This window comes from Thiothrix unzii, assembly GCF_017901175.1.
GTDB classification, from domain to species: domain Bacteria; phylum Pseudomonadota; class Gammaproteobacteria; order Thiotrichales; family Thiotrichaceae; genus Thiothrix; species Thiothrix unzii.
The window spans coordinates 2,829,681-2,842,790 of sequence record NZ_CP072793.1; the positions used below are offsets into that span (position 1 = coordinate 2,829,681).

Consider the following 13,110-nt stretch of genomic DNA (forward strand, 5'->3'; position numbering starts at 1 on the left):
CCAAGCGGGCGTGGCATCTTAAACACACGACACCATCAAATCTTCCAGCTCGTGTACTTCGGTGCGGATGCGGCGCATCACTGGCAACAGCCCTAAAAACACCTCAAATAATGTCGGATCAAGGTGCGAACCCGCCATGCTTGCCATCAGCGCAATCGCGTCTTTTTCCGACATGGCTTTTTTGTAAACCCGCTCATGCACCAGCGCGTCGTAAATATCCACAATCGAGGTAATCCGTGCGGCAATGGGAATTTCCTCACCTTTGATTTCACGCGGATAGCCTGTGCCATTCCATTTTTCGTGGTGACACAACGCAATCTCCGCCGCCATATCGAGCGCGGGAATATTGGAATCGTTGAGCATTTTCGCACCGATTTCGGTATGACGTTTCATAATCGAAAATTCCGCATCGGTGAGTTTGCCCTTTTTAAGCAAGATGCGGTCGGGAATGCCAATTTTGCCCAAATCGTGCATGGGTGCGGCAATCCGAATGTCGTCAATTTGTTGCGCAGGCCAATTCAGGGCTTTTGCCATTGCCGCAGCGTAAAGCCCGATACGACGCACATGCGCTCCGGTTTCTTCATCGCGGTAACTGGTTAAACTCACCAGCTTGATAGCGATTTCTTCCTCACGCTGCTTGATTTTGAGGGTGCGCTTCTGCACTTCGTTTTCGAGCTTTTCCTGCGTTAGTAAACCGTTACGCACTTGCTGTAAACGGCTGACTTCTTGGCGGTATTTTTCGCCTAAATTTTGCAGTAGCAATACCGCTTGATTATCCACCCACAAGGCTGTGGCTTCGAGTGCGAGTTCATTGCCCAGTGCGTCGGTTTCAATCCATGAACCGGAGGTCAGCGGAAAGGCTTGTTTCGCATCCCAGTGTTGTTGCGCATCATCCATAAAGCACGTTAGGTACGGGAAAACATCCGGTAACGCACAAGTCTGCGGACAGGATGACTTACCGAGGAAAAATACCAGCCAATCCGGTGCTGCTGCGTGCAAGGTGAAATCGCTGTCGCGTTCATGCACGAACACCACGATATTGAGCGAATCGTAAATGGCAGATAGCAAATTAGTCATGGCTAATTCCCCATTGTTGCGCTAATTGGGTGAAAACCTCGTCCACGCCTAAACCGAGTTTGGCACTGGTTTCTAACACGGGGTAGCCGGTTTGTTCGAGGGCACGAATCTGTTGCGCTTCCACTTGCCACTGCGCTTTGAGGTCAGCTTTATTCAGCGCGAATACCATCGGTAACTCGCCCACATTCGCTTTGACCATCGTATTGATCGACAACGCCACTTCCCACGAATTTTGGCGCGTACCGTCAATCACAATAATGTAACCCGCCATCCCACGCAGGTAAGCGGTGCGGATATTGGTGAAATCGTCTTCGCCCGCAATATCCCAAATCACCAGCGAAAAATCTTTACCGTTTAAAGTGAGTTGCTTCTTGTCGATTTTAACCCCGACGGTGGTGAGGTAACGATCACTGAACAAGCTATTCACGTAACGGCTAATCAGACTGGTCTTGCCGACAGAAAACGAGCCAAGCAGACAGATTTTTTTTTGAATCATGGTAAACCCCTAAAATAGCCCCACGCGGTAGCGGGTGCTGCGTTCGTTTTTCTGTAAAGTCGCGGGCTGCCCTGCTTGCGCCGCGCTATAAGCCACCACCGCGAATGCCGGAACGCCATTGCGTACCAGTGCATCACGTAAATTCTCGGCACGTTGTTGTGCTAATTTCTGGTTAATGGTTTCGTTGCCGGTTTGATCCGCATTGCCCACAATCATTACTTGAGGAATTTTACCGACACGCTGCGCTGTGCTCACCAAGCTTTGAATTGACTTACCGAGTTTAACCAAACTGATTTCGTCTAACGCCACGTCTGCTTTACCCAAAGCGAAAGGGTAATTGCTGGCTTCGATTTCGCGCGTCAAACCCGCAAGCGTGCGTTCATCGTCGCTGCGTTGCTGGGTTTTTTGCTCAATCTCTTGACGACGCTGGGTATTTTGTTGCCGCTGTTCGTCAGACAAAGTACGCAGGGACTGTTGCAAATCACTGGTATTAGCTTGTAATTGCTGTAAACGCTCATCCAAGGTTTGCATCGCTTGTTGCTGCGCCTGTCGCGCTTGTTCGGCCTGCTGTTGCTGTGCCTGCCCCGCCTGATACGCCGTATACAGCCAGAAAACCACACCAGCTAACACCGTTGCCAGCAATAGCCACGCCAACCAAGGTGAACCTTGTGATTTACGCTGCTGTTGGGACTTCAGGCAATCGCTCAATAAGTTATTGGCATTGGCAAACAAGCGGGTGTCACCGTCATACGCTTTAAACGCAGCGGCGTATTGGCGGTGAATCGCCGCAGACGTTTCCAGTAACAAGGCGTGTAATTCACCCGGCACAGTGCCGCGCACCACCATTGCCAGCACTGCTTGCGGGCCGTGTTCAATCACCACAGTTAACCCACCTAAACTCAGGGTGCGCAAGGTATCGGCCTGATTGACCGCGAACGAGTCGGCAATAAAATCCTGAATTGCGGTCAACATTCCCGATACCATTTCCGGGTCTTTGCTGATGGCTTGCGGGGACTCAACGTGTTGCAGCAGTAAACCGCTTTCACGGTGGATCAAAAACACCTGTTCCACCTGATACACCAACGTGTGTAACAGTGCGACTTTGGCGTAACTTTGCCCGGTACGCCATGCATCAAACCGCCATTTCCACGAACGCAGCGACAGACTGTTTTCCAGCACCTGATTGAGGTTTTCTAAAGCTTCGCTCAAGGCTTGGTTAATGGACTTGCGAATCGCAGGCCCCATCACCGGGTACAGCATGTCGGCAATGCGTCTGGGGTTATTGCTGATGGAACTGGTTAACGCCAGCTCCACCGTCGGAGCTAATGCCTCCGACAGTGAATCGTCTTGACTGCCACGCAACGCCAACGCCTCGGAAATAATCCCGGCGACACTGGCACTGTACTTGTCGGAATGCTCAAACTGTTCCTTGAGTGCCAGCAGTGCGTCGTAATCCTTACCGAAAAGTAAGCGGCGTAACTGCTCAACGTCGGGTGTCCCCGTCATGATTTACACCGGATCAATCGACAGTTGACGGCTAACATTATCCAGCAAGGTCGCGAGGGCTTTGCGGTCAATCTTATCCTGACGTAACTGTTCGGCGGCTTGTTTCAGTTCATTGAGCAAATCTTCGCGCTGCTGTTCCAGACGTTGCGAGAACGCATCTTGGGTATGCTGCAATTGCCGGAATAAGCTTTCGATGCTTTTGCCAGTTTGCTCGTAATTTTTACGTGACACGCCCGCATCCGCAATCCGCGCCCGCGACTCTTCGGCTAACAGATCGTGAACAAGGTGTAATTCGTGGTTTAAGCTGTCGTGACTTTTACGAATATCATCACGCACGGAATTGGTCCAAACCTTAACGAAACGCTCCAAATTCGCCAAACGCCGCTCACTGTCACGCGCCTGCTCACCGAATAGAATGTTGCGCACCATATCGAGGTTCTTGTCTTGTACTGGGGGGGTGAACTCCAGTTCTTCTGCTACTGTCATCATTATTATTGTCTTATGTTGTTATGGGGTAGGACTAAATTAGCACGAGGGCGATGCACGCTCTACTTTTTCGGATATTTGGTGGGTGAGCAAAGCATTACCCTTACCATTCACCCTACTGTTATCATCGCGCTTTCAGCCAACCCTGCTAGGAGCTTGAAGTGGAGAATACCGCTCGCATTCACGACCCGTCGTCATACACCATCGCAGCCCAACCGTATTATTTACCCGTTGGCAATGAAGTGACTTTGTTTGAGGCCGCTTACACCAGCCATTTGCCGGTATTGCTCAAAGGCCCGACCGGGTGCGGCAAAACCCGCTTCATGGAATACATGGCTTGGAAACTGCAACGCCCGATGATTACCGTGTCGTGCCACGACGATTTGACCACTTCCGACCTCGTGGGGCGTTATCTGGTGAAAGGCGGCGAAACCGTGTGGGTCGATGGGCCATTGACCCGTGCGGTGCGTTCCGGCGGCATTTGTTACCTCGATGAAATTGTCGAAGCACGTAAAGACACGATGGTGGTCATTCACCCATTGGCGGATGACCGGCGCATTATGCCGATTGAAAAGCTGGGGCAATTGCTGGAAGCACCGGACAGTTTCTGCCTTGCGATTTCTTATAACCCCGGTTATCAAAGCGTTTTAAAGGAACTCAAACAATCGACGCGGCAACGCTTTGTGGCGATTGAATTCACTTACCCCAATCACGAATTAGAACGCCAAATCATTATTCACGAAACCGGACTAGACACCGCTACCGCCGATAAATTGCTGAAACTGGCGGACATGACCCGCAATCTCAAAGGGAACGGTTTGGAAGAAGGCGCGTCTACCCGCTTGCTAGTCCATGCCGGTAAATTAATGGCGAAAGGTATTGATCCGCGCCCTGCTTGCCAAGGTGCGGTGGCACTGGCGTTGACTGATGACAGCGACATGATTGCGGCCATTAACGAACTCATCGGGGCGTTGTTTTAATGAAAATGAGTAACCGCCCTTACAGCCACGACGTTTTACTTACCCGCCTTGAGGAACTTTACGAAGTCGAGTTTACATGGCTGAAAGTCGAGCATTTGGTGGAAGGGCTGGTTAATCTCGACCGCACTACCCAGGATTTTATTATCGGCTGGGCGGAACGGCTGCTGACCACTAACGTTTACATTAGCCACGAATTCATTATTCGGGTGGTGGATGCCATCGACAAAATGGAACGGCGCGTGATTGAAGCTTGGGCAGTCCACGCCGCAGACGTGTTTGACCGTGAAGGCTTGCGCCCTGCCCTTGAGGTCATTCAAAAAGTTGACAGTTTTGTGGGCAGTGCACTCGCGTTGGCTGAAGGCGTAATGTTTGAGGAAGTCGAGCCGATTCTTTCCACCTTCGTGTGCGGGCTTGCAGGGCGGCGACTGAAACTTGCGCAAGGCGAAACGGTTTACACCGATAGCGAAACCTTGCATTTACCCAATATCACCGCACGTCTGGAAAAAGCCAAAGACAATTTTTTACTGTGTAAAGCGCAAGTTGCCTTTATGTGGGCGCAAACCCGTTTCGGTAGCTTTCGGGTAGATTTCGCCAGTGCCTTTGATGCTTACCCCAATAAAGCGCGGGCAATCGCGGTGTTCCACGCACTGGACACTTTGCGTATTGAAGCGTGTTTGAGGCGTGAATTACCCGGTTTATGGCGCGATATGCAGCAATTAGACGAAGGTACTTCTTCGCTCCCTTCACCCCTTGCGGGGGAAGGGCTGGGGATGGACGGTCTTCTCACCCTGCAAGCACCCAATGCGACTGTGAACGACGTACTGGCGTTGCTCCCCCACGCGCTTGAACTCGAATTACCCACTCGCAGTTATTACCCCGCGTTAAATCCTGAAGCGGTGCGTGCTTGTATGCTGGCACGGATGGAACGTGAAAAAATGTTGCTGCGGGTGAAGTTGGCGGAATTGGCGAAGGAGTTGGGGGAAACCCCTCCCCCCCCAGCCCCCTCTCCCGCAAGGGGCGAGGGGGAGGAAGAGAAAGAGGCGGATGTGCCGGAATTTGAGGTGCGTGAAACCCAAGAAGGCAGCATGGAATTGGTGCTGGATGATAAACCGATTGCGCCGCCGGACGATGTGAAGCAATTGCTGACTTCGATCATGCTGGATTGGGGTGAGATTCCACCGGAATTTCTGGTTCCTGCGGGCGATGGCGAATACGACCCATCACTGTATGAGGAAAAGGAAAACGACAGCGATCCTTGGAAAGGCACTTACCACGAAGACGGTGCGTTCCTTTACGACGAATGGGATCATGCACGGCAACATTACCGCAAAAACTGGTGCGTCTTGCGCGAAATCGACATTAGCCCCGCCGACCCTAGTTACGTCGAACACGTATTACACAAACATCAGGGCATAGTGAAACACTTGCGCCGCACTTTTGAGGCAATGCGCGATGAAAACCGCTTATTAAAACGTCAGGTGCAAGGCGATGATGTCGACATTGACGCGCTGGTGGAAGCCCTCGCCGATAGCCGTGACGGGCGTGAAATGAGTGATAAATTATTCATGCACCAGCACCGCGCCGACCGTAATTTAGCGGTGATGTTCATGGTCGATATGAGCGGCAGCACCAAAGGCTGGATCAACGATGCCGAACGCGAATCGCTAGTCATGCTGTGCGAAGTGCTGGAAACGCTGGGTGACCGTTACGCGATTTACGGCTTTTCCGGGATCGGGCGCAAACGCTGCGAAATCTTCCGCGTCAAAAGCTTCGACGACCCGTATAACGCCACTACCAAAGCCCGCATTGCAGGCATTACCCCAAAAGATTACACCCGCTTAGGCGTAGCAATCCGCCATTTAAGCCAAAAACTCAACGAAATCGAGGCCAAAAGCCGTCTGCTGATCACCCTTTCCGATGGCAAACCAGAAGACTATTTCGACATTTACAACACCCAATACGGCATTGAAGACACCCGCCAAGCCTTGTTTGAAGCGCGACGCACCGGGATTCACCCGTTTTGCATTACCATCGACAGGCACGGTAAAGACTATTTACCGCACATGTACGGGCACGCAAATTGGGTGGAAATCGACGACGTGAAACAATTACCGTTGAAAGTCGCCGATATTTACCGGCGGTTGACGACGTAAACGGTTTATTGAGATTTATTGACCTGCTGTAAATGCGCCAATGCAGCCAACGGCAACCACAATACCAACGGTTGATCAGGTAATGCTTCAAACTCGTAACGCGCATAAAACGCTTTGGCTTTGTCGTGTTTGGCATCCAACACCACAGCGAAAATGCCGGTTTCCTCAGCAATGCGTAAGCAACGCAATAGTGCATCGACGAGCAAATCCTCCCCCAAACCCTGCCCTTGCAAGCTTTGATCAACCGCCAATCGTGCCAGACGTGCTACAGGTATCGGAAAATGAGGCAGTCGTTTCACCACCTGATCAGGAAAATTAGCCTTGGCAAGTTGCCCAACCGTTAACGAGTAATAACCCACAATCCGATTTGGCTGCTGCGGATCAACCGCAACAAACGTTCTTGCTATGCCACTTTCGTGGTTTTGACGCGCAAAACGGGCAAGATAATCATCCAAAGCCGCCTCTCCGCATCGGAAATTTTTACGATCATGGTGCTTGGCAAGTGGCACAATTTCCCACTGTAACGTCATCAATCACCTCGCCGCGCATGATAACGCTGCATCGCTGCAACCAAACGCGGACGTGGCTTATCAGTTTCATCCAAGGCATTCACAAATGCATTCCAATCATTCGTCGTCAGCATCAATGACTCTTGTTCAGCCACCAAACGTTTAGCCTGCTCTGCGGCACTGGCGACTAAAAAGCTGGATACGGACACGCCTGAGTACGCCGCTGCACGAGTCAACAGGGCTTTTATGTCAGCAGAAAGGCGCAAATCAATGCGTTCATCACGTGGTACAGCTAAGCTCGGCATGGGTTACTCCCCTAATGTTTCGCTCATTATGTACGGAATAAGTACGGTTAGCAAGCCGCATCTGCCACTTCCACCTTCCCTGTCAGGAAAAATTGCTTAGGTGCGTCTAGGTCAAAGCGTAATTTCCCGATGGAGCAGGTGTCTTGCAAAATCTCTGTCGCCAAGCGGGTGTTTTTGATGATCTGATTCACCTGTTTATCGTCGAGTACAAACTGAGCTTTCATGTATTGAAGCACCGCGCCACCGTCTTGCAAATCACGATTCAGCCGCTGTAATCGCTCAAAGGTATCCGCGCTGAAATGGCGTAACTTTTGCAACATTCCGGTCTTTTTGGCGAAATTGACGTATTCCACGCGCCCGCCCGCGTCGTTGTCGTTCAAGAAAGTGCGCTGCAATAATACCGGGGAGAAGCCCGCCAATTCTGCTGGCACTTTGATCTTGCTCATGTCACGGCGCGACAGTTTGCTATCGGCATCTTGCGATTCGACTTTGCCGTCATCCAGCCAATACCATTTCCACTGAAAATCAATGTTACCGATGCGGTCTTGCTGACTAAAAATATAATCGAGCAACACCACCTCAGTGAGTTCCTTCATCCAATACATCATTTGAAAAGCGGACGCATCCACGGTATCTTTTTTCACTTTTGCATCACGAAACGCCAGCCGTTTGCCTTCATCAATCGCTTGCAGCAACGGTAAATCCAGACCCAATGCAGTGTACGGCGCAGTGCGCTGGAACTCCTCATTTTGCACCGTCCCCCAACTGGAGCGCACCCCGTTGATTTCCGCGCCGTAACGCTCACCCTTACCTTTGAGCATACAGCCGAAAACTTTACTGCGATCAGAGGTAAACAAACTCGCGGCTGCGCCGAAGTGAGCCGGATCAGCTTCCGCCGTTGCGAGGTGCTTCCAGCCAGCGGCAATCATCCCGGAACTGGTTAACGCATCGCCACGTTTGGTAACGCGCTGGTAATGCTGCTTACGATCCATTTCACGATAAACTGCCACCGGCACAGCCACCGATGTGTCGAAATAGCGGGCAAAATGGTAATACAACAACGCTGCCATCGAGAACGTCCCGCTGGTGTTGTTTTGGTTCATGCTTTGCTTATAAACCGCCAGTTTTTTCACCGTTGACGGTACATCTTTACCCTTGCACACCCGCTCGTAATCCGCCTGCGACTGTCCGGTAGCGGCAATGTCACGCACCATTGTGCCGGGGCTGGTACTCCAAGTTTTCGGGCATAACCCAATGCGCGGGTCGTAAAAGTCGATGGCGAGAAAGTCTTCCTCTTTAGCCTTATCCTTGCGGGTATAAACGCCACCAGGAATATCTGGCAACGCCACGCAACGTTCGCGCACCCCTTGCGGTGACTGGAATTCGGCGATAGTACCTTGAGTATCGGGCATAGCGGTTTCTCCTTTGTAGTGCTTAAAATCAAGCCCTTTTTATTGATGATTACGGTGTAGTGGTCGGTGGTGCGTATTCGCTGATTTTACCCGCGACACCCCACAAGAAATGGGTTTTAACCCGCCCGCTGAATAACGGCTCATCCCCGGTCAACAAGCCATAATCAGGGTATTTCCCCTGAGTATCCGCAGGTAACTTACCGTAAGTATTGTCCGGGTAAGCCGCCGCCAAATGGCAAGTAATGCAGTTGGTTTTCAAGCCATTGCCGGTACGGGTGTAAGGGTTAATGGGTTTACCCGCATTATCGCGAATGAATACCTCAACAGAGGCTAAACGGTCATTGCCTTCCTCGTCTTTAGGTGTGCCATAAACAGCTTCCAGTGCTTCACGTAATCCGAACGGCCCTTCTAAGTACGGGTTGGAACAGATCACATCTTTACCGGCGGAGGTTGTGTAGCTATAACCAACCCCCGCTTTGAAATACGCCAAAGGTTTCCACATATCCTGCTCGAATAACGCACGAATATCTGCCGGAACCCCGGTATCCTCAGCCACAGAACCATCCGCTTTAGGCTGCCACCAGAAGGTTTGCCATGTCCAATCATCCACTTCGCGGGTAGCAATGTGCATGGATGTCAAAATAGCGTAATCCCCCGCCTCAATATTACTGACATTTGGCCCCATCAATTCCTTGAGAATCCCACCGCGCAATTCTTCCGCTTGTGCTTCTGTCAGTTTGAAATGGTGGAAATCGTTAACGCTCACAACCGGCAGTTTTGCGCCATCACGCCCGTAAACGGGAATTTTTGGCATGTCAAAATCCGGTGGCACCACGACCGCTTCCTGCGTCCAGGTGCGTTCACCCGCCACCCGTGTATTAGCATTCAACGGCGCGGTCAACGTATCTGCATCAGTGGGATTAGTGGTACTTAAATCTTCTTCCCAACGCGCAATAACGGTCGTGCCATTACCTTTCACAATGGTGTAAGCGGGCTTTAACATGATCCCGGAAGTATCGGTAAAGTCCAACGCAGCCGTGCCCTGCTTTTGCAGTTCTGCCAACTTATAATCTTTGACGACCTTTTTACCGTTTTGGGTTTCTGTAACCATCAATTGATCTTGGATAAACTTAACAATCCCGTCGCTGTATTTCACATCGCTGACAACCGCCGCCGTCAATAAGCTTTGGGCTGGCGTACTGGGCTTGTTAGGGTCGACGACCTGACTCGTCATACCACCGTGATGGCTGATTTGATTAGGGACATCCACTTGGCGCAAGGTGTTTTTTGCTGATAACACCTTACTACTGGTTACGCTTGGGGTATTGGCACTCGCGGCGGTAGCTTGGCTAAAATCGACCACTTCGCCGCCTTTTTCCGGCAAGGCTTCATCAATCGAATGCCAAGTATCGTACACCCGCACCACGGCATTACGGTCTAATGGGCTGTAATTTTCATCACGATACACCGGGCGCATAATACCCGCGAATAAACGCCAAGCGTGTTCCTGCATTGCCGCGCGGTTATCACTGGCTTTCCACGCCTCAATATCTGTGGCGGGCACTAAGGTGGGTTTACCCGCTGTAACATCCAATAACGGTGCAACTGATAACACTTTGGGCAATTCTGGTAATTGATCGGCCTTCGTCACAGCAACTGGCGGCGAGGTCGTCGTATTAGCGACGGGTTCAGCCGTTGGTTTTTGGTATTGTTGCTGCTGTTGTTGCGCGTTATCTGTCCCTTGATCTTGGCAAGCAACTAAGGTCGGAAACAATGACAACGCGCAGAACAACGAAATTAAAGACGAGCCTAACGTTGTGGGCCGAACTGATTGGCACTTCATGAAAGCATTCCCTCGCAATGGTTTTTTATCACTAACGTTCGAGGTGCGTTTTAGTTGTCGTTGTTAACGCGGCACTTCTTAATCATGATGTTTAGTTCGCAAAAAACGCTTATGCAAGGAAGGCGCATAACAAAAGGCAATAACCCTACCCTTTACCCAATTTTACCGATAAACGGTAGGTCACGTTTTGGACAGTCAATGGCTTGCAGCGCAAGTTTCACCGTCGGATACGTGAACACAAAACCACTACCTTGCAGTGCTGCCGGAATCACGCGTTGCCCTTCCAATAAAATATCGGCTTGTTCACCTAACAATAAACGCACGGGCTTTGCAGGTGTAGCGAATACGGTTGGACGCTTCAACACCTGCCCTGCGGTTGCAATAAACTCGGACTGAGTGACGGTTTCCGGTGCGGTAAAATTGTAAGCTTGGAAATCAGCGTGCTGAGCAGCCTGAATTTGCCACACATGAGCCAAACCACGTAGCACATCCTGAACATGAATCCACGCCAGCCATTGCTTACCCGTCCCCATTCGCCCACCCAACCCAAGATACACCGGCATCAGCATCATAGGTAATGCGCCGCCTTGCCCTAACACCATACCGAAACGCATACAGGCCACATTGACACCGTATTGTGTCGCTTGTTTAGCCGCATCCTCCCAGTCTTGGCAAAGTTGCGACATGAAAATCGCTGACGGCGGGCTAGTCTCAGACAATGGAGTGTTATCGCCTTGTACTTGCACACCATAATAACCTACAGCGGAAGCAGATAAGAGGATGTGCGGTTTCGTTTCAGCATGAGCAATCCAATCAATCACACCCTGCGTGAGTTTAATACGGCTATTACGCAGCACTTGTTTTTGCCGATCTGTCCAACGCTGACCTAAAATGCGTGCGCCTGCCAAATTAATCACAGCATCAAACCGAGCAGATTGAGATAATGCCTGCATAGAGGCAATACAACGCACCTGACCATCAAAATTCCATGCAGTACTTTTAGGATTTCGCGTTAACAACGTCACTTCATGCCCATCTTGAATTAGGGCTTTTACTAATAACTGCCCAATAAAACCTGTACCGCCCGTCACCAAAACGCGTTGTGGCGTATCCGCAAAATGAACAGGAGATTCAGATTTCATATATTTCAAAGCCCTGGAAGCAAATGCATCACGTATTCCCGACAGCGTGACACCAATACCACATAAAACTAAAAACACACTGAGCCAACCCTGAAATGACCAATAAAAACCTATTGGCTGCATTGCCCAATTCGGTGTATTTATTGCCAAAACGCCCGTAAAAATCCCGCCATTCACTGCCAATATAGTGTGGGTAACACGTTCGGTAGCGGGTAGTAAACGGGTTTTATCCTCCTCCACAAAATCAATCAGGGTAAATACAATTTCCACTAAAAAGATTCCCAATAAAACCCATGCCAAAAGTCCATGCCATTCCCACAAAGCCAAACCAATAAACAAGCCACCATAGGTTATCGAGCGTATTGCATGAATTTTCAACTCACGTTGAGCCGTAACACGTTGTGGCAACGCTTGGGTAAGCTCATGGTGATAAATTGTATCAAATGCACCAAGACACCCCTGCAAAGCCATTAGCCATAATGCCAAAATATGCAAATCCATAGCCATCTCCATTACGAAAAATTAAAAGATTTATCTGTTGAGTGAAACCGTCCTTCTTGAAGAAAAGTTCGTCCAAACCAACGATGTGTAATCACAATTTTAATGGCAAATTCTTGTGCTGATACATTATGATGAATTAGCCAAGTCGCACCCGGTGTTAAAATATTTGGCAGTGGAATCTTCACGCCAAAAATTTCCCAAAAATAACCACAACTATGAAAATGTAAATCCCCTTCGACAACAGAAAGCTTTAAACCCATTCCAAACCCTGCGCCAACATATTCCAGCAAGACATTATCTTTACCCAAGGCCATGTGAGACGTAAAAATAATCGGGGAGCTTTTTGCCAAATGATACCAACGACGCTTGTAAATTCGCTTATCATCGGGCTTAGAAAACACCACAATATCGACAGGAACGTGCTGTTGACACGCCGGAATTAAAACCCCGCCTAACAGTGGTGATGTGAAGCGTGCTAACCACATTCCAGTGGTTGAACACCATAAATTATCCAGTGTGCCTCGGTAGTATAACTGCTCGGTGGCGGTGGGATTGTGGTCAAAACGACGCTGAATATTGGGGTGTAACGCCCCCCAACTTGCCCCCAGTGCTGTTTTAATCAATTCGCCTTCCGACACCGGCAAGTAAGTCGTAGAAAGTGCCTGCATAAATACCTCCAAATAGTCACCATGCAACTACT

12 protein-coding genes are annotated in these 13,110 nt (G+C 50.2%); 2 read left to right on the top strand and 10 right to left on the bottom strand.

The window, feature by feature from the left end; translation table 11 throughout:
* Positions 1 to 18: 18 nt before the first annotated feature.
* From J9260_RS14155 to J9260_RS14170, 4 genes are read right to left on the bottom strand one after another with little or no spacing between them, the layout of a single operon-like run.
* A complete protein-coding gene (locus J9260_RS14155; protein WP_210218367.1) occupies positions 19 to 1,077 on the bottom strand; it encodes an HD-GYP domain-containing protein in 1,059 nt (352 codons plus the stop codon).
* Positions 1,070 to 1,573, bottom strand: a complete 504-nt coding sequence (locus J9260_RS14160; RefSeq protein ID WP_210218368.1) for a Rab family GTPase — start codon at positions 1,571 to 1,573, stop codon at positions 1,070 to 1,072. The genes J9260_RS14155 and J9260_RS14160 overlap by 8 nt, the downstream gene beginning before the upstream one ends.
* 9 nt (positions 1,574 to 1,582) lie before the next feature.
* Positions 1,583 to 3,079, bottom strand: coding sequence for an OmpA family protein (locus J9260_RS14165; protein ID WP_210218369.1), 1,497 nt, complete (start codon positions 3,077 to 3,079; stop codon positions 1,583 to 1,585).
* Positions 3,080 to 3,082: 3 nt separating this feature from the next.
* On the bottom strand, positions 3,083 to 3,568 hold the full coding sequence (locus J9260_RS14170; protein WP_210218370.1) for a hypothetical protein: 486 nt from the start codon (positions 3,566 to 3,568) through the stop codon (positions 3,083 to 3,085).
* A gap of 158 nt (positions 3,569 to 3,726) precedes the next feature.
* On the opposite strand from J9260_RS14170, the gene J9260_RS14175 reads away from it, so the two are divergent.
* Both J9260_RS14175 and J9260_RS14180 read left to right on the top strand, forming a co-directional pair.
* Positions 3,727 to 4,545, top strand: coding sequence for a CbbQ/NirQ/NorQ/GpvN family protein (locus tag J9260_RS14175; protein WP_246499459.1), 819 nt, complete (start codon positions 3,727 to 3,729; stop codon positions 4,543 to 4,545).
* On the top strand, positions 4,545 to 6,698 hold the full coding sequence (locus tag J9260_RS14180) for a nitric oxide reductase activation protein NorD (protein ID WP_210218371.1): 2,154 nt from the start codon (positions 4,545 to 4,547) through the stop codon (positions 6,696 to 6,698). The genes J9260_RS14175 and J9260_RS14180 overlap by 1 nt, the downstream gene beginning before the upstream one ends.
* A gap of 5 nt (positions 6,699 to 6,703) precedes the next feature.
* Here J9260_RS14180 and J9260_RS14185 read toward each other — a convergent pair whose 3' ends face one another.
* From J9260_RS14185 to J9260_RS14210, 6 genes are all read right to left on the bottom strand, one after another.
* Positions 6,704 to 7,228 carry a GNAT family N-acetyltransferase gene (locus tag J9260_RS14185; protein WP_210218372.1) on the bottom strand — a complete coding sequence of 175 codons (525 nt, stop codon included), beginning with the start codon at positions 7,226 to 7,228 and terminating at the stop codon, positions 6,704 to 6,706.
* Positions 7,228 to 7,512 carry a type II toxin-antitoxin system TacA family antitoxin gene (locus tag J9260_RS14190; protein ID WP_210218373.1) on the bottom strand — a complete coding sequence of 95 codons (285 nt, stop codon included), beginning with the start codon at positions 7,510 to 7,512 and terminating at the stop codon, positions 7,228 to 7,230. The genes J9260_RS14185 and J9260_RS14190 overlap by 1 nt, the downstream gene beginning before the upstream one ends.
* A gap of 47 nt (positions 7,513 to 7,559) precedes the next feature.
* Entirely contained in the window at positions 7,560 to 8,924 is a 1,365-nt protein-coding gene (locus J9260_RS14195) for a hypothetical protein (RefSeq protein WP_210218374.1), read from the bottom strand.
* Positions 8,925 to 8,973: 49 nt separating this feature from the next.
* On the bottom strand, positions 8,974 to 10,704 hold the full coding sequence (locus tag J9260_RS14200) for a hypothetical protein (RefSeq protein ID WP_210218375.1): 1,731 nt from the start codon (positions 10,702 to 10,704) through the stop codon (positions 8,974 to 8,976).
* Positions 10,705 to 10,919: 215 nt separating this feature from the next.
* Positions 10,920 to 12,410 (bottom strand): TIGR01777 family oxidoreductase, encoded by a 1,491-nt coding sequence (locus tag J9260_RS14205; protein ID WP_210218376.1) that lies wholly within the window; start codon positions 12,408 to 12,410, stop codon positions 10,920 to 10,922.
* Positions 12,411 to 12,421: 11 nt separating this feature from the next.
* Positions 12,422 to 13,078 (bottom strand): DUF4166 domain-containing protein, encoded by a 657-nt coding sequence (locus tag J9260_RS14210; protein WP_210218377.1) that lies wholly within the window; start codon positions 13,076 to 13,078, stop codon positions 12,422 to 12,424.
* Positions 13,079 to 13,110: the final 32 nt, after the last annotated feature.